The organism is Nostoc sp. FACHB-280, assembly GCF_014697615.1.
GTDB lineage: Bacteria > Cyanobacteriota > Cyanobacteriia > Cyanobacteriales > Nostocaceae > Nostoc_B.
Genome location: NZ_JACJSD010000005.1, coordinates 57,622 through 83,187, shown reverse-complemented (window position 1 = coordinate 83,187; position 25,566 = coordinate 57,622). Strand labels below are relative to the sequence as shown.

At 40.4% G+C, this 25,566-nt stretch carries 25 protein-coding genes; 12 read left to right on the top strand and 13 right to left on the bottom strand.

Features of this window, described 5'->3' with window-relative positions; all coding sequences use genetic code 11:
* Positions 1-96: 96 nt before the first annotated feature.
* From H6G75_RS05300 to H6G75_RS05255, 10 genes are all read right to left on the bottom strand, one after another.
* Complete coding sequence (locus H6G75_RS05300) at positions 97-771, bottom strand: hypothetical protein (protein ID WP_313934798.1); 675 nt, start codon at positions 769-771, stop codon at positions 97-99.
* Between the two features lie 45 nt (positions 772-816).
* Complete coding sequence (locus H6G75_RS05295; protein WP_190978922.1) at positions 817-2,229, bottom strand: HlyD family efflux transporter periplasmic adaptor subunit; 1,413 nt, start codon at positions 2,227-2,229, stop codon at positions 817-819.
* Positions 2,230-2,253: 24 nt separating this feature from the next.
* A complete protein-coding gene (locus H6G75_RS05290; protein ID WP_190978921.1) occupies positions 2,254-4,404 on the bottom strand; it encodes a peptidase domain-containing ABC transporter in 2,151 nt (716 codons plus the stop codon).
* An 83-nt stretch (positions 4,405-4,487) separates the two neighbouring features.
* A complete protein-coding gene (locus H6G75_RS05285) occupies positions 4,488-4,826 on the bottom strand; it encodes a hypothetical protein (RefSeq protein WP_190978920.1) in 339 nt (112 codons plus the stop codon).
* A 111-nt stretch (positions 4,827-4,937) separates the two neighbouring features.
* Positions 4,938-5,189, bottom strand: coding sequence for a CTB family bacteriocin (locus H6G75_RS05280; RefSeq protein WP_190978919.1), 252 nt, complete (start codon positions 5,187-5,189; stop codon positions 4,938-4,940).
* A gap of 266 nt (positions 5,190-5,455) precedes the next feature.
* A complete protein-coding gene (locus tag H6G75_RS05275; protein WP_190978918.1) occupies positions 5,456-5,710 on the bottom strand; it encodes a CTB family bacteriocin in 255 nt (84 codons plus the stop codon).
* A gap of 421 nt (positions 5,711-6,131) precedes the next feature.
* Complete coding sequence (locus H6G75_RS05270; RefSeq protein WP_190978917.1) at positions 6,132-6,866, bottom strand: SagB/ThcOx family dehydrogenase; 735 nt, start codon at positions 6,864-6,866, stop codon at positions 6,132-6,134.
* Positions 6,867-7,023: 157 nt separating this feature from the next.
* Positions 7,024-8,334, bottom strand: coding sequence for a YcaO-like family protein (locus tag H6G75_RS05265; RefSeq protein ID WP_190978916.1), 1,311 nt, complete (start codon positions 8,332-8,334; stop codon positions 7,024-7,026).
* Positions 8,327-9,454: a TOMM precursor leader peptide-binding protein gene (locus H6G75_RS05260; protein ID WP_190978915.1), complete on the bottom strand. Its 1,128-nt coding sequence runs from the start codon at positions 9,452-9,454 to the stop codon at positions 8,327-8,329. The genes H6G75_RS05265 and H6G75_RS05260 overlap by 8 nt, the downstream gene beginning before the upstream one ends.
* Positions 9,455-9,648: 194 nt before the next feature.
* Positions 9,649-10,002, bottom strand: a complete 354-nt coding sequence (locus H6G75_RS05255; RefSeq protein WP_190978914.1) for a hypothetical protein — start codon at positions 10,000-10,002, stop codon at positions 9,649-9,651.
* 646 nt (positions 10,003-10,648) lie between these two features.
* Between H6G75_RS05255 and H6G75_RS05250 the strand changes: the two genes are divergently transcribed.
* From H6G75_RS05250 to H6G75_RS05235, 4 genes are all read left to right on the top strand, one after another.
* Positions 10,649-12,466 (top strand): ABC transporter ATP-binding protein, encoded by a 1,818-nt coding sequence (locus H6G75_RS05250; RefSeq protein ID WP_190978913.1) that lies wholly within the window; start codon positions 10,649-10,651, stop codon positions 12,464-12,466.
* Positions 12,467-12,934: 468 nt separating this feature from the next.
* A complete protein-coding gene (locus H6G75_RS05245) occupies positions 12,935-14,251 on the top strand; it encodes an efflux RND transporter periplasmic adaptor subunit (protein ID WP_190978912.1) in 1,317 nt (438 codons plus the stop codon).
* 249 nt (positions 14,252-14,500) lie between these two features.
* Positions 14,501-15,241 (top strand): SDR family oxidoreductase, encoded by a 741-nt coding sequence (locus tag H6G75_RS05240; RefSeq protein ID WP_190978911.1) that lies wholly within the window; start codon positions 14,501-14,503, stop codon positions 15,239-15,241.
* Between the two features lie 557 nt (positions 15,242-15,798).
* Complete coding sequence (locus tag H6G75_RS05235) at positions 15,799-16,512, top strand: rubrerythrin family protein (RefSeq protein WP_190978910.1); 714 nt, start codon at positions 15,799-15,801, stop codon at positions 16,510-16,512.
* A 112-nt stretch (positions 16,513-16,624) separates the two neighbouring features.
* Here H6G75_RS05235 and H6G75_RS05230 read toward each other — a convergent pair whose 3' ends face one another.
* Positions 16,625-16,882 carry a hypothetical protein gene (locus H6G75_RS05230; RefSeq protein ID WP_190978909.1) on the bottom strand — a complete coding sequence of 86 codons (258 nt, stop codon included), beginning with the start codon at positions 16,880-16,882 and terminating at the stop codon, positions 16,625-16,627.
* Positions 16,883-17,382: 500 nt separating this feature from the next.
* On the opposite strand from H6G75_RS05230, the gene H6G75_RS05225 reads away from it, so the two are divergent.
* From H6G75_RS05225 to H6G75_RS05195, 7 genes are all read left to right on the top strand, one after another.
* Positions 17,383-19,212, top strand: a complete 1,830-nt coding sequence (locus H6G75_RS05225) for a tetratricopeptide repeat protein (RefSeq protein ID WP_190978908.1) — start codon at positions 17,383-17,385, stop codon at positions 19,210-19,212.
* A 156-nt stretch (positions 19,213-19,368) separates the two neighbouring features.
* Entirely contained in the window at positions 19,369-19,677 is a 309-nt protein-coding gene (locus H6G75_RS05220) for a helix-turn-helix transcriptional regulator (RefSeq protein ID WP_199337721.1), read from the top strand.
* Positions 19,678-19,692: 15 nt separating this feature from the next.
* The gene (locus H6G75_RS05215) at positions 19,693-20,547 is read left to right on the top strand and encodes a phosphate ABC transporter substrate-binding protein (protein ID WP_190978907.1); all 855 of its coding nucleotides are present in this window, start codon (positions 19,693-19,695) and stop codon (positions 20,545-20,547) included.
* Positions 20,504-21,382 carry a phosphate ABC transporter permease subunit PstC gene (pstC, locus tag H6G75_RS05210; protein ID WP_190978906.1) on the top strand — a complete coding sequence of 293 codons (879 nt, stop codon included), beginning with the start codon at positions 20,504-20,506 and terminating at the stop codon, positions 21,380-21,382. The genes H6G75_RS05215 and pstC overlap by 44 nt, the downstream gene beginning before the upstream one ends.
* Positions 21,375-22,205, top strand: coding sequence for a phosphate ABC transporter permease PstA (pstA, locus tag H6G75_RS05205; protein ID WP_190978905.1), 831 nt, complete (start codon positions 21,375-21,377; stop codon positions 22,203-22,205). Before pstC ends, pstA begins: the two co-directional genes overlap by 8 nt.
* Positions 22,202-23,005 carry a phosphate ABC transporter ATP-binding protein gene (locus H6G75_RS05200; protein ID WP_190978904.1) on the top strand — a complete coding sequence of 268 codons (804 nt, stop codon included), beginning with the start codon at positions 22,202-22,204 and terminating at the stop codon, positions 23,003-23,005. Before pstA ends, H6G75_RS05200 begins: the two co-directional genes overlap by 4 nt.
* Positions 23,006-23,142: 137 nt before the next feature.
* Complete coding sequence (locus H6G75_RS05195; protein WP_190978903.1) at positions 23,143-23,427, top strand: hypothetical protein; 285 nt, start codon at positions 23,143-23,145, stop codon at positions 23,425-23,427.
* 147 nt (positions 23,428-23,574) lie between these two features.
* On the opposite strand, the gene H6G75_RS05190 is transcribed toward H6G75_RS05195, so the two are convergent.
* A complete protein-coding gene (locus H6G75_RS05190) occupies positions 23,575-23,748 on the bottom strand; it encodes a hypothetical protein (protein WP_190978902.1) in 174 nt (57 codons plus the stop codon).
* 358 nt (positions 23,749-24,106) lie between these two features.
* Here H6G75_RS05190 and H6G75_RS05185 point away from each other — a divergent pair, with 358 nt between their 5' ends.
* On the top strand, positions 24,107-24,514 hold the full coding sequence (locus H6G75_RS05185; RefSeq protein ID WP_190978901.1) for a phosphomannose isomerase type II C-terminal cupin domain: 408 nt from the start codon (positions 24,107-24,109) through the stop codon (positions 24,512-24,514).
* A gap of 56 nt (positions 24,515-24,570) precedes the next feature.
* Here the strand turns inward: H6G75_RS05185 and H6G75_RS05180 are convergent, their stop codons facing one another.
* The gene (locus tag H6G75_RS05180) at positions 24,571-25,329 is read right to left on the bottom strand and encodes a HEAT repeat domain-containing protein (RefSeq protein WP_190978900.1); all 759 of its coding nucleotides are present in this window, start codon (positions 25,327-25,329) and stop codon (positions 24,571-24,573) included.
* Positions 25,330-25,566 lie beyond the last annotated feature (237 nt).

Genomic DNA, 25,566 nt, shown 5'->3' with positions numbered 1-25,566 from the left:
ACTTATTACGCATATTTACGCAAATATTACGTATTCTTAATCTAAAAACATTAACTGAAACAATTTTGCTAAATAGCAAGCAAGTTGCTACAAATCTTACCAATAAAAATCCCAAGTGATGCTGAGATGATGCTGACGATAAGAGCATTTCCCAGAAGTTAAAAATTGAAAGCTGTGGCAGAGATAATCTAATTCTTTTAATGTAGAATAAAACCTCACAGTGGAGAGATCAGGATATGTAATGTGTACCCTAAGTTGAGCTAAATATGTTTGTTGTTTGAGGCTGATAAAAATAGATGTATTAATTGCACAATTGGGCAAGGTTAAGATGAGTAATTCTTCTAATGATCGCAGAACTATCAAACTGCGTTCAACTGTCTCAAATCGCCAGTAGACTGGAATATCTAAATGGAATTGAAGATGAGAATTTGCAGTTGACCAAGGTTCTAATAAGCACTCAATAGCTAAGGGTAAGTTATCTTGAATGTAGGTAGGAAATAAGCGATCGCTCAGTTGCATGAGAGTATGATGAAAGTTATCAGCTTGTTGGAGATATTCATGGGTTTTATTAATTGTCAAATTTAAATTATCCTGAGTTAATAAATCTAAGCTGCGCCGAATTGCGAAGGATTCTTGTAATAATCCATCACGAATTTCTTTCGCCTCTAGATAAAGTTTCAGGGATTGTCGAGCAAACCACCATTGCAATGCTTGTTGAAATTTAGAACAGTTTTTGACAAACATTAACGAGGTGATAATGTATAGCAGCACCAATATAATTTGTGAGGAAAATTTCAAAAGCACATATTTATCCCCTTATAAATCTGTGGTTAATCTAGCCTTACGCAACATAAATTGTAATGCAGTTTCTTCTTGGGAAATAATGTTAGCTTTTGCCTCCATACCAGCTTGGATATGACATTGGCGATCGCCATTACCAAAAATGATTCTTTCTGGTTGAATGGTGGCTTCAAAATAGCTCCCTCCGGGAGTGAGAGCAGTTGATGTCGGAATATCTGCATTACTTGTTTTAGGCGAAATTGCATCAGGAGAAATTGCTGTCACCACACCTTTGAGAGTTCCGTAATCAGGATAGGGACAAGCATCAATTCGCATCTGTACTTTTTGACCAACGGCGACATTTTTAATTTCTTGGGGTGGAATCATCGCTTTCACAACTAAAGGTGCATTAGTCGGTGCAATTTCCGCAATTGGTTCACTCACCCGCAAAACTTGACCAGGGTTGCGTAAATTCAGCTTGAGAATTACCCCATTACTACTAGCTCGCAAAATAGTATCTTGCAATTGGCTAATAACTTGTAAAAGTTCTTTTTGCGATTGTCCCAATTGATTTTGCATTTCTACACGTCGTTGAATTAATGCTTGTTTTTCCTTTTTTAAAGTAGCGATATTAGCCTCACCTCTAGCAATTTCTTGGGCGATTCTCGCCTGAGCGATCGCAATTGAGGCGTTGCTAGGATTTACAGATGCTTGGGCGACTTGCACTTTGGCTTTTGCAATATCTACGGCTTTTTGTTCAGCTTCTAAAATGGCTTGGGTTTGAATCACAACCAGCTTTTTTTGTTCAAATTCGCGCTTACCAATTGCGCCAACCAGGGCTAATTGTCCATAGCGATCGCGATCCACCTCGGCAAAACTTAAATCAGCTTGGGCTTTATGCAAGTCTGCTTCCGCCTTTTGTAAACTGGCTTGTGCTGCGAGTAATTCGCTGCTGGTGGTAACTTGGCGTTCTTGATATTCTCTTTGATTGCGGGCTAAATCGGCTTCAGCAGAAGCGACAGTCCGTTCTCCTACCGTGGATTCTGCGACAATTTGTGTATCTAAAGTTCTGATTTGAGCATCAATTTGGAGAATTTGCAGCCTAGCTTGCTGAATGTTGTCTTGTAATTGACTTTTTTTGATTTGCAATTGTTCGTCATCTAATTTTGCGATCGCATCGCCTTGTTTGACGATTTGATTTTCTTGCACAAAAATACTTTTTACAGTCCCTTCAATTTTGGGTTGAACAAAGCGAATTTCTCCCGTTGGACGCACAGATGCAGAAGTTTTTACCGTCACATTATATTTCACCCATGAAGCTAAACTCATCCCCGCACCCAAACTTCCAACTAAAAAAATTCCGGCTAGAGATGTCCAACGACTCACAGGCGGAAGAAAATCATCACTTTCTATTGATGGCAGAGTTTGTTTAGTATATGTGTACAGCATAATTACCTGTAAAATTCTGAATGATTAAGGATTTAAAAATTCCCAATGCTCTCCAGGTTGAGAGCGTAATTCTGCCAACGAACCTTGTGTTTTTAACTTACCTTGATCTAGTAAAACTATCCAATCTGCCCGATTAACTACTCTAGGACGATGAGTAATTAAAATTGTGGTTTTACCTTGACGATGTTTAAATAATTTATCTAAAACTTGTGCTTCACTTACTGGATCAAGTCCACCAGTTGATTCATCTAAAATCAAAATTGGCGGGTCTGTAACAATCGCCCTGGCTATTGCTAATCTTTGACGTTGCCCACCTGAAATATTTGCGCCAAATTCCCCTAAAATAGTTTGATATTTATCTGGTAATTTACTAATAAAATCGTCGGCTTCGGCTACCTGACAAGCTCTGACAATTTGTTCAAATGTGACATGAGGAGCGCCCAAGCGAAAGTTTTCTACAATTGAACGACTCCAAAAATGCGGTTCTTGGGGAACAAGTACGACTTGTTGGCGCAGACATTCAAGAGATAAATCTTGCAAGTTATACAGCCCAATCCGAATATTACCTGATTGCAAAGGATATAAGCCAGCAATTAGTTTCGCTAAAGTACTTTTTCCACAACCAGATTTACCAATTAAAGCCACAACTTGACCACCAGGAATAGTCAACGAAAAATCATCAATTAAATCTAGTCGCCCAGCATAATGAAAATTCAAATTTGTACAAACAATGTCAGCATCACCAACAATTTTGGCGTAAGGTTTGATTTCATCACCTGCATTTTCTGGCGTTGCGTCTATTACCTCCGTGAGTCGTTGAGTAGCAGTTTTAGCGCGGGTAATTTCATCCACAAAGCTAATAATAGTAGCAATTAATCCTAAAAAATTACCATTCATTGAGTTGAAAGCAAAAAGTTGCCCAATACTCAAATTTTCGGCTGGATTAATTACTAAATTTCCCCCAAACCACAGCAAAACTACACTCCCAACTCCCGAAACAAAACCAGAAAAAGTATGATTTATAATACCAATTTGAATTGTGCGATAGGTAACATTTGCTAACCGACCAAAGCGGCTTTGTAATTCATCCCAAAATTGCAACCCAGAAGTTGTAGTTTTGAGAGTAAGTGCGCCTTTAAAGGTTTCGACTAAAACGCCTTGTGTTTCTGCTTCTTGGACTAAAAGCTCACGAGTTTTTTGTTGTAAAGTCGGCTGAAAAACTACTGTTGATAAGCTCATCACTATACCAATCAATGCAGCTACTAGTGTGAGTTTCCAGCTATAGAAGACCATAAACCCAAAAGATATCAAAGCAATAAAAAATTGACTGGGTAAACCAACAACTAGTTGAGCAACTAACTGATTAATCTGGTCAATATCTTGTAAGCGACTGACAATTTCCCCACTGCGCCGTGATTCGTAATAAGCAAGCGGTAAACGCAGAATTTGTCTACCAAATTCTAAGACTAAACCTAATTGCAGCCGTTGAGCAAAGTGAGCAATTAAGTTAGACTGAACAAAGGAAAGACTGTGGGAAATTAAATTCATCACTACAACTGCGATCGCTACAGTAGTAAGTAACTGTGTATCACCTCTAACTAGCACATCATCAGTCAGAATCTGCATTAAAAATGGCGACGCTAAAGACAGCAATCCCAACATCAAATTCAGAGGTAATGCTTGCGCTAAAATCGCGCGATAAATCCAGACGCGCTGAAAGAAACGCCAAAATCCACCAACTTTTTCATCTGCTTGTGCGAAAAACTTAATCGGATCAGGTTCTAATAACAGCATCAACCAATCAGCCCAACCTTCTGCTATCTCTTGTTTAGAAAGATAGCGAATCCCCACAGCCGGATCAGCAACTAAACATTTTTGACCTTTTCTGCCATATAATACAACCCAATGATTACCTTTCCAATGAATAATGGCTGGCAAAGGTGCTTCATTTATCCGGTTTAAAACTTCTGGTGAAGTTTTCACAGGACGCACATTAAAGCCTAGTGTTTCTGCTCCTCTTTTTAGACCTAATAAAGTAGTTCCAAATTGTCCAGTCCCAACAGCTTCACGAATGCGACTGAGGGTAAAAGTACGTCCATAATATTTAGAAATAGCAGCTAAACAAGCGGCCCCACAGTCTTCTTCACTGTGCTGTTTCACAAATTGGTGTTTCATAAGTAAATTACCCTAAATCATGACAACTACTCAGTTGTCAATTTTGTTTTGCATTTTAGAGGTAATAGTATTAATGGCAATATTTACCCAAACATAGACATCAATTCAAACAACATATTGAGTAAATATTGTCTTCTTCTTCTGGCTTTCCTTCCTCTGCTTCCACCGCCAAATTCGCCCCCACTAAAACCAAAAGTCACCTGTGAAAGTCGATATCCTGTTTGTTGCTGAGAAGAAAAGCTGCGAATACCATCAGAATAAGTACTGTTAATGTTGGCAAAGCTGGCTATTTCTGTTCTTTGAAAGAACATATTATAAAGGCTAAGTCCAGGATAGGAAGAACCGCCTTTGACTGGTTCTTGTTCTTTTTCTGATAAATCAATAAATAGTTCTGATGATTTATCTTCTAAGTGTGCAGACATAATAGTAACTCCATCTTTGGCAAATAAGAAAATTCCAGAATTTTCACTTGTTTCGACCGCCAAATTGACATAATATGAAAATTCTGGAATCTTGATTAGACAATTAATTACTTACCAATGGAATGTAAGAAGGTCGCCAGCCTTACTTAAACGATTATCGTTGACAGCTTGGAAAATCTTCGTAGAAGATGCACCATTAGGCCCAGAAGTGGCTGTAGTACTAAACTGCACAAGCTTCATATTTTGCTGATAACTAGCATAATTATACTCTTGCAGTTTGGGTAAACTCATTACAGCAATTGAACCACCAGTTACTATTTGTTGTTGTTCTTCGTTGATATCAATAAACAATTCGTAAGACATAGTTAAAACACTCCGTTATTTGCATGACGTAAGTTGATTGCTTGCTTTGTGTAGCTGCTAGAACTTAGGTTTTGTGGAAATTACTAAAAATAAGATTCCAGAATCATTCCTCATCTTCTCTGCTGGATAATTCTGATTGACCAAGAAATTCAGCAGCAAATTGATAGTATTTGCGATTTTTGGTAGATGCGTTTAGGGGGCGAATTGATCTGATACAGAATCGCTATATATGATAATTCTGGAATCTAAATGATGCAGGTACTCAACTACCAAGAGAACTTGAGAATATCTCCAGATTTGCTGAGAATATTATTTTGTCCAGCACTGAATACTTTAGTGGAAGAAGCACCATTAGGCCCAGCAGTTGCAGTAGTAGCAAACTGTACAACCTTAGTATTTTGTTTAAATAAGGCACCATTAATTTCTTGAAGATTTCCACTTAGGACAGGTATAGTAAGGCTACCACCGGAAATGGTTTCTTGTTGTTCAATTGCTAAGTCGGTAAATAATTCTTGAGACATAGTGTAGACCTTCTCTTTTTTGAACTAGATTTTAGTTAGCTAGTTGATGAGTTTTGTTTAGTGGCTCAACTCCTTGCTTAATTAATAGAATAAGGTGAACACCTAAGCTATGTCATTTACAGTTTCAGTAAACTTAATTACCAAATTTAGAAAAATAAATTGCACAATGAAGCTATGACGTATTTCCGAAAAATACATAAGTAGCTCAGTGTTAAATATTATCGTTATGGAAAGGCAGAAGGCAGGATTCAGAAGGGAAGAGGATAGTAGCTTTGCTTATTTTTCTTACCTTAGTGTTGTTTTTTCGCACCGACTTAGTTATTAAGATGTGAATAAAAATAAACACAGATGAAATCTATCTCCATCTGCGTTTATCTGCGGTTATTTTATATAATCTAAACTTCATTGCATCATTTTGATATCAAATTACGGCACTAGTACCGACAGCAACACAATAAAGCGCCGCATGACGTTTGCCATCAATACCCAACATCTGATTGAGGCTGAGGTCATGGAAACCACCGATGCAAAGACTACCCAGACCTAGTTGCACAGCCATCAGACAAACATTTTCTGCTTGATGACCAGCTTCTAAAAGTGCAAAACGGTAGCCCCGCGCACCATATTTGCACAGCGATCGCATAAAAATAGACGTGAATATCACCAAAGCATTTGCATTCACAATATAATCTTGTTGCAGTAAAGCTTCTACAAAGTCATTAGGTACTGCATTATTCACCAGATGTAAGCCATGACCACGCGGTTCATAATGATAAAGTCCATCAGCTAAATTTTCCACAGCTTGGGTTGAGACAAACACTTCCAACGGATACAGCCCCCCCGCCGATGGTGAGTTTCGCGCTTCATAGGTGTAATCCTCTGTGTGACGCAACCCATTCAGACCACATCCCGCATCCAGCAACTGAGCTAATTGAATCAATGGCATAGTTGTATTAGCAAACGATCGCACAGAAGACCGCCCCTCTAAAAGTAGGCTCAAAGAATTGTTATGTGGTGCTTTGGGAAGTTCCAAAAAAGGAGCCTCCGGCATATACCGCATTTCCGTAGCCGGAACGCGCTTGACAGAACTTTTCGGTACTGGGGAGTTTAAATGATAGAGAAGAGCTAATTCTAGTGGCTCGTTGACTGTATACATAGTGATTTAAAAGATAGTCTTGCTTTGAAAAGGGGTGTCAGGGTGTAAGGGGTATAGGGGTGTAATAAAATCCAAAATTGTTCGGACTTAAGCAAGAACTCTCTCAAACTCTTTTTCCCCCTGCTCCCTGCCCCCTGCCCCCTGCCTCCGACCTAATTTAAGCCATAGGATGTGGACAGGGATTTAAATCAGCTTCGCTGCGTCGCCCACCATAACCTAACCTTTGTGGTACTTCAAACAACCGCCGATTTCCCAATGGTTCTAACCCATAACCAAAATATATCGGCACTAATTCACTCGCCAAAGTCCGCACGACGCGAAAACCAAGCGGTGCCACATCAGGAGTTGTAATATCAACTAAATATGGTTCAGCCCCCACAGAATGCAATCTTTTAATGACAGTCTGTAATTTTTCTGCCTCTGTTAAAGAAATATAAGTTGGTAAATCTTCAACGGCTATGCAATTGTTATGCTCAAATAAAAATTCCAACTCACCTAGGCGAGTGGTTGTGTAGAAAAAGGCGCTGTGATCATCTAATTGTTGTACATCTTGATATTGATGAAGATGAGAACCAGCACCGTTAGCTTTGCGTTCTATGTCACCAAAGCGGGCTTGGCAAACTTCAAAAATTGCCTTACGTAGCGCCGTTGAACCATCCAGATGACATCCTAAACCAGTGGCGACAGCCGGAGTTCTGCCGGAACGGTCAATTAACATCGCCATCACCACTGGGATATTAATATCAGTAGTCAAATAAAAGGTAACTAACTCAATGCCAAATCGGGCGTAGTGGCGTAAAATTTCTGTTTCAATTCCGGGACGGTGGGCGAAATAAATCCGGGGCGCAGGTAAGCGGTTTAACCAATTAATAATGAAAGCATCACGCTCAATTAATTCACACAAGCCACTGTCAGCCGCAAACTCAAGATTTGGGCCACTAGCCAAACCATTGGAAGTCACAGGTAAAATGTAATCTCCTGGTTGATGGCTATCCCAGTCAAAATAAACCATAAATGCTGGGACTAATACTGGTTGGTTACTGGTGAGAGATATGGCAGTTATCCAGGAAGTCTGCGTTGTTTCATCAAAAGCAGGAAAAGGAAAATTGGGGTCAGAGTATTGGGTGTCAGAAAATGAGAAAAAACTTGGCGGCGGGACGGCGGGATAAGTTAAATCTGCGTAGCTACTAATTATGAGTTGGCGATAATTCACAATACTGCCACAGTATCGCTCTACGGCTTCTCCAACTGCCCCAAAAATTGCTTGTTCATCTGTCATTCCTCTGCCGACACCGTAGCGTAAATCATCTGGCTGTTTACGCAATTGAAAATTAGCTAATTCGGCTTGCCAGAGAACTGGGAAATCAAACTCTGTATAAGGCTTGGTAAACCTATCGATGGCGCGGATGATACCAGTATGAGGGCTAACTAAATCACGCCAACGTGGACTAGCGATCGCACTATTCACTGATTCTCTCCTGTTGTGAACAATGAGGGCAACCAGGTTTTTTCAGCACAACATTGTGAGTGAGTTTTGTACCCAACAAGTCTAGATGCACTAATTTGCCATCTGTAGCGATGGGTAAACCAAGAAACATTTTAATGGTATCCAAAGCTAGGTAACTTCCTACTAACATCTGGGCGATGGGTAAAGTTTCTTGTAGCCTTGGTTGAGAACGCCGTTCTCGGTCAAGAAATCGCTCAATGGCTAATTCTGCCTCTGGGAGTTTGGCGCAAGCTATTGACCGCATCCGATAGCAGAGATAACAAGGGCTATCTTGAGCATAGATTAACGGCCCAAAAGTGCCTTCCACACCAGCCGTGCCACCTGGTAATAATGGGCGTTGCATCTGCCAGCATAATCTATTCAGACGATAGGCAAGATTGACGGAGACCGCATCGGTGGCGACAATCACCAAGTCAACATCTTCTAGTAAAGCCTTGACAGTGGCATCATCTGTGAAATTATCGGTCACAATTTCAGTTTCGGTGATTTCTGCGATCGCGGCAAGTTGTTGTGCAACTTCCACACCCCGCAAAGCCCCAATTTGATTAAATACTGAGTCTGACATCATCAAATCAGCAGTAAGTGTGCAGACATCATCACACAATCTCAGAAAACCAATCCCTGCACTAGCCAAGTTGATTGCTGCTATCATCCCTGAACCACCAAGTCCAAAAACAGCAATTCTCGCTTTTGCTAACTGTTTTTGGGCATCCTTTTGCTGAAATCCCAACTCATGATAAAGACTCATTTGAGGCAATAAATCAGCCCGGATATTTAAATCAGTCGCATCTTCTAATAATTCTTCAACTAACCGATTTTCCATCAAAAACTGTAAACATTGATTGATAGAAGCATCTGTTAATTTCTCCCCAATTTCTACTTTAATTTCTCCAATTGTTCGTGAGCCATCTAGCAACGGCAAAACTATACTTTCGATATCGCGCAGTGCTTGACCCTTTACAGTCAATGTTCGGCGTGTTGTATTGAAAATCATTGTTTCTTCGCCACTACAATCTGACGGTGTTACATGAACAACAATATGTTGTAATAAACGCAGACGTTGAGTATCATTTAATTGCATAGGCTTTATCTGATTATTTAAAATTGTCAAAAATAATTACAAAACTGTTTTTTAGAATTTGTCAGGTAAAAATTTTTTCTGTTATTGCAATCCTATTTGATTTAGAAAAATTAATTGTTCTCAAATGTCCTGGTTTCAGATACCCGACTTCTTAAAGAAGTCGGGTATCTAGAATCTAGGTATCCCCAGATTATTTAATATCCAAATCCAAACTCATCTATGTCATCTGGAACACTTGACATTGAGCTAGTTTCACTAACTCGACATCCACAGCCACCACATCCCCGACATCCACGACATCCACCACATCCAAAACAGCCACGACAAGGAAAACAGCCGCGACATCCAAAGCAGCCACCACATCCGCCACAGCCGCCGCAATTAGCAAACCATCTTTGTTGAGTTTCAGATTCTAACATTCCTGGCATTGCCAATTTTTCTAAAGCTGCTATTTCCTCCTCAGACAACAAAAGTTGTTCTAATTTGTCAGCTTTATCTTCCAAACGCATATTTATTGTTTGTTGGGCCAGTGTTTTTTCCGCAAGCATTATCAATTACTCCTTGTAACTTCAATTCATAAGCCTGTTAACAAATCTGCATTCAAATCGCCGAAAAATTTTGCTGATGTTTATTCATCAACAAGTTTTGTGAAATTAGAGATATGGGAACAGGCAAATGTGAAGGACGAGCCGATAATCAGACAGTAGTTGATGCTTAACTATATATGTCAACTAAGACATAGTTAAACAACAAAATTCAGCTTTTGATTCAGATTTTCACTAATCCACAACAGGTCAAATCACTTTGTCATCAGTGATGGGAATTTCCATACAGGATTAATCTTCCCGAAAAACCTTGTCTTTGATAAATATTTTGCGATTGTTAGCGACACCTTGTCCTGTCTTGATCATCTAACTTCTCTAACATTATCTTTTTCTAGAGTTTTTTATTCTTACTGGAGTAGTATACTTTTGACTCATTATATTCAGATTGTTCTATCTTAAGTAAGATGGTTTTGAGTTGAAATAGCATTTAATATAACTGCCTGCATTATGAAGAAGGCAGGTAGGTGGGTCACTGAGCGTAGTCGAAGTGACCCACCTAGCCGCTTGGTGAGCGACTTGCCTTGAGCGCAGTCGAAAGGAGCCGAACCACTACCCCCTGCCTTCAAATATCAATAATTAGGTTTAATTGATGAGCGATTTGAGAGTTTGGTTTACAGACTACGCTAAAGCTTTATTTCGTTCTTTACCTTTGTTATGGCAAGCAGCACCAAGAGAAATGATGTTCTTAATTGCTGTGACTTTATTACAAGGTGTTCTGCCTGCTATTAGTGTTTGGATTACTAAGTTAGTAATAGATACTGTAGCAGCAGCCTTAACATCTGGTAGAGAATTAGGGTATGCAGTTCTGATACCTTTGGTATTAGGATGGGTGGGAGCTTTACTATTAGAATCACTGCTTTATCCTTGGATATTTGCACTGCAAGGAAATCTCAATGATAAGTTAACTGCACATATCAGCTTATTGTTAATGCGTAAAGCAGATAATTTCGCAGATTTGAGTCGTTTTGAGGATTCTTTGTTTTATGATGAAATACAAATATTGCAGCAACAAGTCGGCTATAAACCATTAAGTTTACTAGAAAATTTAGTGGAATTAAGTCGCTCTTTTGTGACTTTGATAGTCATAGTTGGGTTACTAGTTCCCTTGGCTTTTTGGATACCATTAGTAATTGCGATCGCCACTGTACCCCAAATCGTCGTTTCTTCTCAATATGGCAAAGCAATTTGGCTAACTTTATTTGAAAATAGTCCGCAGGCGCGGCGGATGCAATATTACACGTCACTCATGCTCACTGATAGCTACGCAAAAGAAATACGGTTGTTTCAACTAAGTTCATTTTTTATCGAGCGTTACTTACAAGCGTTTCAATCTTTACATCAAACCATGCGTCATCTGCGTGCTAAACAGGCATTTTGGTCGTCAACTTTAGCTATTCTGAGTACTCTAGGTAATGGTTTTGCTTTTTATTGGGTGGTAAGACAAGCTTTTCGGGGTAATTTCAGTCCTGGTAGTGTACTTTTATTTGTGCAATCATTAACTTACTTTCAAAATAATCTCGAAAGATTTGTCGCTAATTGGGTAGAGTTATTTGAAAATATTCTTTATATGCAGCAGTTTTTCTATTTTATCGACAGTCCCATACCAATGCAAATCAGCATCCCTGGAGAACAAGTACCAATGCCGATTCGTTCTGGTATTACTTTTGAGAAAGTTGATTTTTATTACCCAGATAATCGATTAGCTCTACAAGATATTTCTTTTACTATTTACCCTGGACAAACTGTCGCTATAGTCGGCGAAAATGGCGCAGGTAAAACAACTTTAGTAAAACTTTTAACACGGCTGTATGATCCAACACAAGGTTGTATTTTAGTGGATGGTATAGACCTGAGAAATTTAAATTTACAACAGTGGCGACAGCAAATTGCTGGTGTTTTTCAAGACTTTGGTCATTACGCCCTGACTCTGGGAGAAAATATCGCGTTAGGAAATTTAGCGGCTTTAGAAAATCCAGATATTCTCAGGTATGCAATCGAAAAAGCAGATATCACCACACTCGTTGATCATTTTCCCACAAGAGAAGATACACCATTAGGTAAACAATTTGGCGGTACAGAACTTTCTGGTGGACAGTGGCAAAAGTTAGCTTTAGCGCGTGCTTTTGTTCGTCGAGATGCACAGATATTACTATTAGATGAACCAACGGCTGCACTTGACCCGCGTAGTGAATATGACCTCTACCGACACTTTATTGAATTAGCCGAGGGTAAAACAACAATTTTAATTACTCACAGACTAGCTTCAGTACGGATGGCTGACCGAATTTTAGTCCTGAAAGCTGGTCATTTAATTGAAGATGGAACGCACCAAGAACTTTTACAGCTTGGTGGTGAATATACAACTTTGTGGAATATGCAGGCACAACATTATGGTATTTCTGAATAAGTAGGAGGACTAAATTAAACCTAACTTGAGATTACCGGATTTCTACTAGTCCGCGTAGGCGAACTTTGTTTTTATAGCCGCAAATTCCATTCGTCGGAGCTGGGGATGAGGTCAAAAAGCACTCGTTGAATTTACGTTAATTCAGCAATTATGTAACATTATCTACCAAGTAGGATTTTTGCAAAAAAACATACATAAAAAATGCTCTTTCTTACTGCTAACCAAAGATAAACAGATTATCTTAGCAGGGTTCCAGGATTTTACACAATAACGAACAAGACAGTTAAAAAACTTATCACAATCTAAATTTTTATCATTAACCTTTTGATAGATTAGGGCTACTCTAGAAAAGCTATATATTAAGACAGAGCTAACATATAATTTATTATTGCTCTTCATGCTGTATCAGTAAATTGCATCTAAAAAGACCGAAAATTATTCACTTTATTTTTAGTAACCTGATAAGTCATGACATCCCCTGAGCCTCAAATTGATTTTGACAAAGAACTGACAGAACCATCATCGCCACCACCTCAAAAAAATTGGCGACGGTGGCGATTATTGTTAGCTTTAATACTAATAATAGGGGGTGGAGTTGCGATCGCTTGGCGTTTACTTACTCCTGTACAGCCAACAAAACCCATTCAAGCTCAAACACCAGGAGTAAGAGCCAAAATTGCACCTGTGCAATTAGGCACAATTGAAGAAAGTGCAGACTATATTGCCACTTTAGAGTCTCGACGTTCTATCAACCTCTTACCGAGAATTCCTGGACAAGTTACTCAGATATTTGTCAAGCCAGGAGACACAGTTGCCATAGGTACACCGATTATTCAGATAGATTATAAAGCCCAACAACCAAGCAACCTGGGTAATAATAATGCAACTCAAGCAACCGCCGCCCTCCTAGAAAGCGCCCGCGCCACACTCCGCGCTTTGGAATTAGAACGCATATCAAAGTTAGGTGAAGTCCAGTCAAATCAATTAGATTACGCAAAATCTGCCAATTTAGCAGACCAAGGTGCAATATCACGCCAAGCCAAGGATTTAGCTGCTAATAGATTGGCGACAGCAAAAGCTAATCTAGATGCTGTCAATTCTCGTATTCAAGCCCAAAAAACTAGCATTTTGCAAGCTGAAACAGCCCTCCAGCAAGCCACCGCCAACAACAGACAACTACCCGCACAACTTCAATATGACAAAATTACGGCTCCCTTCGCTGGTACGGTGGGTGATATTTCGGTAAAAGCTGGTGATTTTGTCACGACTTCTTCACGACTGATGACTGTTGCTGAAACTCGACCTTTAGAAGTTGCCTTAACTTTACCACTAGAGCGCGGCCCTAAATTACGTAAGGGAATGCCTGTGGAAATTCTCAGCACCCAAGGGCAAGTTTTGGGTACAAGTCGAGTGTTTTTGATTGTTCCCAATGTCAACACTGAACAACCATCGATATTAATTAAAGCATTGTTTAACAATACCCAAGGGCAATTAAGGGCAGGTCAATTAGTCCGCACAAGATTAATTTGGAGTCAGCGTCCAGGAGTTTTAATTCCAACTACAGCAGTAACTCGCGTGGCGGGGGAGACTTTTGTTTATGTCGCCCAACAGCAAACAACTCCCCAAGGAATTTCTCAGTTAGTGGCGCAACAAAAGCGAGTTAAGTTAGGCAATATCAAAAATAACTATTACCAAGTTTTAGCCGGGTTACAGCCAGAAGACAAAATTATTATCTCTGGACTGCTGAACATTCGGGATGGCGTGTCTATCGTGCCTGAGTCTTAGTGCAAGCTGAAGCAGACTTTTGATATCCTGTTCCCGCAGGGTAAGCATCGCCTTGACTTCTCCTGACGGAGACGCTGCGCGAACACTCGGCAACCGGAAGCCCAAATGTAGAGGAGAGCGTTTTTACGTTCCTGCACAAATAACTCTGTCACCTGTTATCTGTCCCCTGTCCCCTTCTATGAAGAGGTAAATTTAACCTTTGTGCGATAGGTTAAGAGCAACTAATCACTAGTCAAGCAGGATTTATTTATGGCAGTTTTAACCGGGAAAGTTGCAATTGTCACTGGTGCATCGCGGGGAATTGGTAGAGCGATCGCTTTAACATTAGCAGAAAAGGGTGCATCTATCGTAGTTAATTATGCGGGGAATGCAGCTAAAGCCCAAGAAGTTGTAGCAGAAATCGAAAAGCTGGGAGTGTCAGCAATTTCTGTCCAAGCTGATGTGGGTAATGTGGCTGATATTGAACAGCTATTTCAAAAAACCATCGCCCATTTTGGCAAAATCGATATTTTAGTGAATAATGCAGGCACAATTATTTACAAACCAGCTACAGAAATTACAGAAGCAGAGTTTGATAAACTGTTTGCTGTGAATGTCAAAGGAACTTTTTTCGCCTGTCAACAAGCTGCAAAACATATAGCTGTAGGCGGCAGAATTATTAACTTTTCTTCATCCACCACAGCTATGATGTTGCCAACTTACAGTGCTTATGCGGCAACTAAAGGCGCAGTGGAACAAATAACACGGGTTTTATCTAAAGAGTTAGGTGCTAAAGAAATTACAGTGAATGTTGTTTCTCCTGGCCCGACAGATACAGAACTATTCCGCGACGGCAAAACTCCAGAACAAATTAATCGTTTAGCTCAAATGTCGGCTTTTAACAAGCTGGGTGATGTCCAAGAGATTGCCGACGTGGTGGCTTTTTTAGCCAGTGAAGAAGCACGTTGGATAACTGGGCAGAACATTCGCGTTAACGGTGGGATCGTTTGAGGTTTTTATTTATCAAATATCTACTTCTTGGTTTTATAGCAATCCTATCTGAGTTGTGAAAAAGTATTCTTTTTAACGAACCGCAAAGGGCGCATAGACGCGATAGCGGCTTCCCGCAGGGTAGGACACAAAGAAAGAGAAAGAGGAAAAGAAAGAGAATTTCACAAATGATTTAGAATTGCTATATAGTTATTCAGTTTTAGATGTGAAATTATCTGTGCAGGTAGGGAGTCGAAAAAATTACTTTTTAAGTCTACTGTTTTTCAGAAATCAAACGTTCGTCTTATATAATCTTCCTGGAACGGCAGACAAAACAAGTAAAGAAAAATGGGCGAAAAAAAATTGTATAAAACGTTTTCTATTATACAAAATTAGCTCCTCAATCTGAGTTTATAGCTTGTTTTTTGCCAGTAATTCTCAATTAACCAATAATTCCTGAATAGTGAAATTATCTAGTTTCATTTGTGGAATCAATTGAAAATTGGCAATTATCCAGCGTTTTGCTTTGGGGACAACCCAAACTCAAAAACCTATTTTCTGACAGGTATTCTCAAACTATGGATTTATCCAACATTAATACTCTGCATAACTTAGAAGCGGCCTTTGGTGGTGAATCGATGGCTAACCGCAAATATTTATATTTTGCGAAAGTTGCTAGTAAATTAGGATTTTCGGATTTAGCAAAACTGTTTCGTGAAACCGCCGAACAAGAAACCGAACATGCTTTTGCTCATTTTGAGTTGTTGCATCCAGAATTGGTAGTTAAAGATCCAGCCGCTTTAACTGATGAACAAAAAAAACAAATTGTTTCGCGTTGCTTGTCTTTAGCGATTGAAGGCGAGACTTACGAATACACTACAATGTATCCCGAATTTGCTGAAGCTGCAAAAAGCGATCGCGATAACCCAGCCGCCGTAGAATTTCTCAAACAAGCACAAGAATCTGGCGAACACGCTAATACATTTCGAGAAGCTGCACACCGTTTTGGCTTGCTCAAGTTTATCGAAAATTACCACGCCGATCGCTACACTGAAGCATTAGAAGTGTTAAATGGTGGACAAGCTGTCACTAGAGTAGCAGGTGATGATCCCCAAACTCGTAAATGGATTTGTCGTCAATGCAGTATGATTTATGATCCCGTAGCTGGCGACCCCGATTCAGGTATTACTCCCGGTACACCTTTTGAAGATATTCCTGATGATTGGAAATGTCCAATTTGTGGTGCCACCAAAAAGACTTTTAAACCTCTAGAAGAAAAAGTCGCGGCTTAAAAATATGGGCTAGAGGTTAGAGGCTAGATTTTAGAAACAGGGATTTTTTGAGGTTTTACTGAGTAAAAATTCTTAGTTCTAGTCTCTAATCCCTAATCCAGACTCATGAACTTTATTTTTCAATCAAATCAAAATAATTGTCATATTTTTGATGATCACACCCTTCAACCATTGAGCGATCCCTAAATGTTTGACAGCACGCATTATCATCTTCTATCGTTCTTTTTGGATTTATATCCGCAGGACGATGCGAGTTTTCTTCTATTAGTTTCAAGCTGGTATTGATTACTTCCTGGGTATTTGTAAATTTTGCTAATTCGAGACGCAATTTATCTAGTTGCTCATCTTCAGGTGTTACCAAAATATTCATTGGTGAAGTACCTCTGTTATCTGTTATCAAATTTTACTGTGTTTTTCTATAAATAACTTTTTAAGTAATTATAGAAAACATCAGGAAGTTGTTTACAAATCTATTTATTACGGGTCTGGTTTCTATACCTTGACGAGTCAGTTAATCAATTAAATGGGTCTTTCATCTTACAACAAGATAAAAATCCCAATGACTTACGTAAGAAAATGAAAAACTCAGGTTTGAGAAAGACTGTAGAGTAATGAGTTCATCAGTGTATGAATGTTAAAATAATTACGAGTTTATAGACTTATTACACTCATACGCCACAAAAAATTCTTGGTGCGTAAATTTTGATTGATCAATCATAAGTAGGATATTACACATCTTTTTGCTGTATGAGAGTCTTTGCTAACTTATATTTACAGAGAAAATTATGAAAATCCGCTGAAGTCAATTGATACAAAACAGCACCCATCTTAAAATTAGGGGGCGGGAGTTTTACAGCCCATTGAACTTAGATGAATGCTGACGAATTGTTTAACCAAGGCTTTAACAAAAATTTGCAAGGAAACTTTCCAGGTGCGATCGCAGATTATACGGAGGCGATTCAGCTAAAGCCTGACTTTGCAGAGGCTTACTATAATCGCGGTAATATTTTGTATACCTCACTCCGAGATTACGATGCCGCACTGGCAGATTTTAACAAAGCAATCCAAATAAATCCTCATTTTGCTGAAGCCTATCATAATCGCGGCAACACTCGTTATTCTCTAGCAGATTACGAAGAAGCGATCGCTGATTATGAGTGGGCATTAGCAATCAATCCCAACTTAGCAGAATCCCATCACGGTCGGGGTAATGTTTATTGTGCGTTGGGTGATTATGATTATGCGATCGCAGATTATCATCAAGCGATTGAAATTAACCCGGCATTAGCAACATATATAGATTTTGATATAGCACGAGCTTTTCATTATCGGGGTATCGCTCGCAGTGAAAGTGGTGATTACCAAGGCGCATTAGCAGATTTTCAGCAAGCCTTACAGTGGTATCCCCAGTATGCTGCCGTTTACAGCAGTCGCGGGAATATTTTCCATATTTTAGAAGAATATGAGCAAGCCCTTGCCGATCATGAACGGGCGTTACAGTTAGATCCGCATTTGGTAGAGGCTTATCATTACCGGGGTAATACCTGTTATGTTTTAGGAGATTATGCAGCCGCAATTGCTGATTATAATCGCGCCTTACAAATTAACCCCAATTTTGCCCCAGCCTACTACAATCGTGGACTTGTCCGTTCTTACCTAAAAGATTATCCCGCCGCAATTTCTGACTTTAACCAAGCTCTGCAATTAAATTCTGAAGATGTGCAAGCATACTACGAGCGGGGATTAGTCAAAGCAACTTTAGGCGATTTTCCAGGTGCGATCGCAGATTATGAACAAGCTTTAGAGAGAAATCCGAGTTTAGCTTTAGTCTACGGGTTTTTGGCTCATGCGCGTTGTCAGTTGGGCGACTATCAAAGTGCGATCGCAGATAGCAATCGTGTCTTACAAATTCATCCCGAATATGCCCAAGGATACAGCGATCGCGCCACGGCTCGTCGTTGTTTGGGTGATTACCAAGGGGCAATTTTAGATTACAACCGCGCCTTACAACTCAATCCCAACTTAGCCACAGCATACTATGGCCGTGGTTTAGCCCGCGAAGCTTTACAAGATTATTTAGCTGCGGTGGAAGAATACACCCAAGCAATTAGAATTGATCCTGATTTTGCTCCAGCTTATTGTAATCGGGGTAACGCTTTGCGGTTTTTAGAAGCTGAACAAAGAGCTTTAGCTGATTACAATCAAGCCATCAAAATTAACCCCAGTTTAGTAGAGGCTTATTACAATCGCGGTTCCTTGCGCTATGCGTTGCAAGACTATCATGGCGCAATTACAGATTACACCACAGCTTTGCAAATCAACCCCAACTCGCCAGCATTTTACAGCGATCGCGCCAGTGCTTACTATGCCCTGCAAAATTATCACAGTGCGATCGCTGATTACAACCAAGCTATTGACCTTGACCCCAGTTTTGCTGAAGACTGGTATCACCGTGGGCGTAGCCGTTTGCTGTTGGGAGACTTGCAAGGCGCATTAACAGACTTAAACCAAGCCTTACAACGTCAACCTCATTGGGCTTCCGCTTATATGTTACGCGCCGATATCTACCGCCAACTCGAAGATTTTCCCGGTGCGATCGCTGATTTTCAACAATCTGCCAACATCTATTATCAAGAAGGCAACATTGAATATTATCAACAAATGCTGACTGCGATCGCTCAACTCCAGTCTCAAGTCTAAAAATTTATTTCCGCGTAGCGTTACTAGTCTGCTGAGGTACAAATTTATCGGCGGTTAAGTATTCTTGCTTGTATCTCGCTCAAGCAAGAACCGCTATATGATATGGACTTGAAAAATTTTTCATATCAATAGTCATTCAAACCATACCAAAGATGAATGATGAACTCTAAAAATGTCTCGTCTCCAGACTTTTGCGCCCGTCAACTCAAAGTTTTAGCAGATACAACACGTTTATCTGTTCTGAAAATTCTTATGGAAGGCCCGTTACACGTAGGGGAACTGAATTCTGTTTTAAAGCTAGAGCAGAGTTTATTATCCCATCATTTAAAAATCTTACGGGAGGCCGGTTTTGTAGAAGCGACACGAGATGGTAAGGCAGTACTTTACCATTTTGTCCCGACGATTCACCAAGTCAACGCTGGTAAAGCAATTGATTTAGGCTGTTGTCTCCTCTGTTTTGAATAGAACCAGAATTTTGCGATGCAACGACTCAAAACCATAGCATTTATTACTGTCGCTTTCACAATTGGCTTAGGGTTACAAGCTTGTACCCAACCATCCCCAACAGCAACTCAACCAACCAACAAATTACAAGGAAAATTAGTTTTAACAGGCTCTAGTACAGTTGCACCATTGGCGGCAGAAATTGGTAAGCGATTTGAATCAGAGCATCCTGATGTGCGAATAGATGTGCAAACAGGCGGTTCATCTCGCGGGATTGCGGATGCGCGTACAGGGGTTGCTAATATTGGGATGGCATCTCGTAGCCTCAAAGAAGAAGAAAAAGATTTACAAGCTTTTGCGATCGCCCGCGACGGAGTTGGCATAATTTTACACAAAGATAATCCCGTCACATCCCTCTCAAATCAACAAGTTAGTGATATCTACACGGGTAAAATTAACAACTGGCAACAGGTTAACGGCAAAAATGCACCGATTACAGTTGTCAATAAAGCTGAGGGACGTTCTACCCTGGAATTATTTCTGAGCTATTTCCAACTCAAAAATAACGATGTCAAAGCATCGGTAGTGATTGGAGACAATCAGCAGGGGATTAAGACAGTAGCAGGTAATCCTAATGCCATTGGTTATGTATCAATTGGTACGGCGGAATTTATTATCAATAACGGCGTGACCATTAAATTACTGCCCCTGAATGGAATTGCTGCCACCACAGAGAATGTGCAGAATGGGACGTTTCCCCTGTCCCGTCCTCTCAATTTGGTGACTAAAACCCAGCCCCAAGGCTTAGATAAAGCATTTATCGAGTTTGCACAATCGCCACAAGTTCATGACATTGTTAAAAACCAAGATTTTGTCCCCATCTCAAAGTGATATTTTTCTCTTGTGGATATTAAGGGGGTTAGCTCTAACTACAGGTATTATCGTTATCTTAATTACCACATTCTTATTACTCGAAGCATTACCGATACTGCGAGAGGTGGGATGGTTGCGTTTTGTGAGCGATCGCTCTTGGCATCCAGTGCAAGGACTGTATAATTTACTGCCGATGCTCTGGGGTAGTCTGTTGGTAACATTCGGTTCTGTACTATTTGCTGCACCTTTGGGTATTGGTTCAGCAATCTTTTGTCAGTATTATGCGCCGCCTGTAGTTGGGGGATTATATCGGCAGTTAATTAATTTACTAGCTGGGATTCCTTCTGTAGTTTACGGGTTCTGGGGTTTGGTTGTTCTTGTACCACTGATTGGCAAACTGCAACCACCAGGAACAAGTTTGTTAGCGGGAATTGCGATTTTGACATTAATGATTTTGCCTACCATCGCCTTAACCGCAGAAGCTAGTTTTTCGGAATTACCGACGGAGTATTTACAAGGTGCAGCTGCTTTAGGAATTTCTCGCTGGGCAACAATTAGAAGCGTTGTTTTACCTGCGGCGAAATCTGGTTTATTTACTGGTTTGATTTTAGGAACGGGACGGGCGATAGGGGAAACAATGGCAGTGTTAATGGTTTGTGGCAATGTAGTCCAAACACCCCTGAGTATATTTGACCCCATTCGCACCCTGACTGCCAATATTGCTTTAGAAATGGCTTACGCTACAGGAAATCACCGTGCAGCATTGTTTGTCAGTGGTTTATTGCTGATGGGAGCGATCGCTATTTTAGTAGCCTTTGCCGAAGGTGTGAGTAGGAGAAACATCTATGGCTAAAAAATTACCTACCCTTGTCTTTTGGGCGATCGCTTTATTTGTCACTGCCGTTTTCTGCTGGATTTTAGGCGATATCCTCTGGCACGGTGTCGGACAGCTATCTTGGGAATTTCTGACAACTGCACCGCGCAATACTGGGCGTGAGGGGGGAATTGCCCCAATTTTGATTTCTACTTGTTTGATATTGGGGGTTTGTATGGCGGTTTCTATCCCCCTTGGTGTTGGTACTGCTGTACTTTTAGCCGAGTTTACCACCACTGAAAGTCTGTTTGGGCGTTTAGTCCGGCGTAGCTTAGATGTATTAGCAGGAGTACCATCCATCGTCTTTGGCTTGTTTGGTAACGCCTTGTTCGCCATTAAGTTGGGATTAGGCTTTTCAATTTTGTCTGGTGGTTTGACTTTAGCTTGTATGGTGTTACCAATTCTCATCCGTTCTACAGAAGCAGGATTGCAAGCTGTTCCGGCTGAGTATCGCTTAGGGGCAGCAGCCTTGGGATTATCACGTACCACTACATTAGGAAAACTGCTCTTACCAGCAGCGACACCGGGATTAATTGTGGGTTTAGTGCTGGGGATTGGCAGAGCGATCGCCGAGACAGCCGCATTAATTTTTACTAGTGGTTATGTAGATCGGATGCCAGAGTCATTACTAGATTCCGGGCGATCGCTATCAGTGCATATTTTTGATTTATCCATGAATGTGGCTGGCGGAGATGCTAACGCCTACGCCTCTGCCTTAGTGCTGTTGGTTTTATTGTTGCTGGTGAATGTTATAGCAACTTGGACAGCTAAGTTTTGGTTAGCGGGGAGAATTACACTATGAAGCAATCTCAAATTAGGCAAAATTCTCGGTTATCTCTACCCTCAATGCAAACCGAACAACTGAGTTTATATTACGGCAAAAAAGCTGCTTTTACAGATATTACTATGCCCATTCACGCCGGAAAGATTACGGCATTGGTGGGGCCTTCCGGTTGTGGTAAAACCAGTTTTTTGAGTTGTCTAAATCGCTTGACTGATTTAATTCCTCATACCAAAGTAACGGGAAGCATTCGCTTAGATACTTTAGAAATTCTCAATGAAAAAATAGATGTCATTAGCCTGCGTCGGCGTGTGGGGACAATCTTCCAAAAACCCAATCCTTTCCCCTTTTCCATTTGGAAGAATCTGGCATTTCCCCTACAAGAACACGGAATTAAAAACCGCGCAAAACTCGACTGGCTAATTGAAACCACACTGCAAGATGTCGGACTGTGGGACGAAGTTAAAGATAGACTGAATACTTCTGCCTTATCTCTATCTGGTGGACAAAAGCAGCGTTTGTGTATTGCCCGTGCTTTGGTTTTGCAACCAGAAGTTTTATTATTTGATGAACCCTGTAGCGCCCTCGACCCGATTTCTAGCGGCGTAGTTGAGGATTTAATTGCCAGTCTGCGGGGACGTTACACAGTAGTAATTGTCACCCACAACCTTGCTCAAGCTAGACGCATTGGCGATTACGCTGCCCTGTTTTGGGTACAAGCAGAAGTAGGCAGATTAATCGAATATGGTACAGTCGAGCAGATTTTTACTGCACCACAGCACGATTTGACGGCTGCTTATGTGAATGGTGTTCGCGGTTAGTCTTCGCATCCTTTTCGGCTTAGGTGCAGATTACCTTGTATTATTTCCTGTAATTACGATTAAGTATTTTCCCTCTTGCATCAAGTTGTTATCCCCAAATAGTATTTACCACATTGTTTTTCATCATCTAAATAATTGTGAAATCAGTTCTACAAAGTTACTTAGATCAAGAAATTTGGTTATTGATCAGAGATAAGTGGTATTTCGCAACAATTATCAATGTTTGTGACGATTTATTATGCTTTAAACACAGAACGCATAATAAAGATACAGAAGAAGATACTTTGTGGGAAATGGTTGTTAAAACCAGTGAAGTAGTTGCTATTGATAAAGTTATCTCTGTTATGAGTCGCAAACCAGATGTGTTTATGTCTCGTCTGTTAGAAACTAATAGACCAAATGATAATCAGCAACAAGATTGAAGAATTCAGAAGTCAGAATTCAGGATTCGGAATGCAATCAGTGGTGAAAAGAAAGGCCACAGATTGAAGACCACAAAATTTAAATGCTAAATTGCCTTTAAATTTCAGGGTATTACTGCTGACTCCTGAGTGCGGAATTCTCACTTATTATTCCTGACCAAAAGTCACACATGGGCTATCAATTTCTTCCGCAGGTTGAAAAGAACTGCAAAAAGTCACAATAGCACAATTAACTACTAATTCATCGGGGTGAATACACTCTATTCCTGATTCAGTTTCAACATGAAAAGCACATTCATTGCAGATAGTTTGACTAGACATAAAATTACTATTATTTCTTAAACTTTCTCTAGTTCCAAATATTGATAAAAAAAGTCAGAAGACAGAATTCAGAATTGGTGAATACTTCACTCATAAAGGGATGGAGTTTAGAGCTTGCCGTTCGCGTAGCGTCTCCGACAGGAGAAGTGTCATATAGAATTCATACGGCATTCTGACTCCTGATTTCTGACTTCTTCTTCATAAACAATCCTCTCCCTTGTCTACCTTGTCTCCCCTGTCTCTTTTGTTCATATCTCACATAGGACTGCTATAACAGTAGCGATTATGGCAAATTGTCAACTAATATACGCTAAATTACTTCACAATATTGGTAGTCGATTGGTTGAGCAGTTTGGTTATGAATCAAAATGAGAACAACGAGCAATCTAATAGCCATGAATTGTCCTCACATTCCGGTGCGAGATACTGGGGTAACGTAGAGGTAATCGAAGAAGGTGATACTTATAGAATTAGTCGTGTAGAAATTAAGCCCAGGCATGGCATTAAACCACAAATCCATTACCACCGCAATGAACATTGGGTGGTAGTTTCTGGGGTAGCTAAGGTAACTTGTGGCGATACGGAAATGTTGCTTAATCGTCATGAATCAACTTATGTTCCAGCCGCAACCTTACACAAAGTTGAAAATCCTGGTTTAATTCCCTTAGTAATTTTGGAAATTCAAAACGGCGAGTATTTAGGCGAAGATGATATCGAACGCCCTTATGACCTTAATTTAATTAAGCCAACATCAGAAAATAAGTGAAGCTTGTCAATGGTCAAAAGTTAATAGTTAAAAATCACTTTTGACTTTTGACTTGATCAAAACCATCCTTCTTGTTCTAAAGTTTCGATTAGCTGTAAGCCACGGGGGTCTCCTACGCCGAGTAGTGCGGCTTTAGCATCTTCTCGCACGCCTAAATCTTGATCTTCGGCAAAGGCTTGAATTAAGGCATCAATGGCTGTGGCGTAAACAATATTAGAGGGTAGTTCTTTGCATAACTGTCCAATTGCCCAGGCGCTATTACTACGAACTGCGGGAATTGGATCTTGGACTAACGCTTCAATTAAGGCGGGAATTGCCCCAATCACTGCTTCGTAAGCCACTCCTGCCATTTGGGCTAAAGCACTCGCTGACCACAAACGCACTGCGGAAATGTCTGTTCTTAAAGCATCAGCTAAGGGTGCTAGACAACGGCGATCGCGGCAATTCCCCAACGCCCAAACTACACCTTTACGTACATAACCGTTCCAATCTTGGTTAAGTTGGGCAATTAATGGTTCTACTGCTTCTTGGCTGGGATTGCGACCAATACCATACGCGGCACTCACTCGCACTAGGGGACAGGAATCTTTTAACAGGCCAATGAGTAGCGGGGTAGCCCTTTCATCTTCAATATCACAAAAAGCACGCGCCGCCAACATTCTCTGCTGGGGTTGAGAATCTTCCAAAAGTGCTAACATCACTTCTGGATCGGGCTTTGCCACTTCTGACTCCGCATTGAGTGGCTCCATTTTATCGAGAGGGCTTTCTAGCTCTACATCTGGATCGAGTAGGCTTAGGTCATCGTCGTCATACATACGTCATTTAAATGCCGAGTGGGATTTGTAGCAGGAGGCAGAAGGCAGGAGGCAGAAGGCAGGAGGTAAAAGTTTACTATACCTAGCATTCATGCTTTTTTAATTTCCTCACCTATGCTTCGACTACTATACAGATAACCCCCCGTGCCAATAATTCAGCGCCTGATAGGTATTTGCTAGATTATTGTACACTTTATGTTCGACATGATGAGATTTGTTTGGGAAAAAGAGACGCTT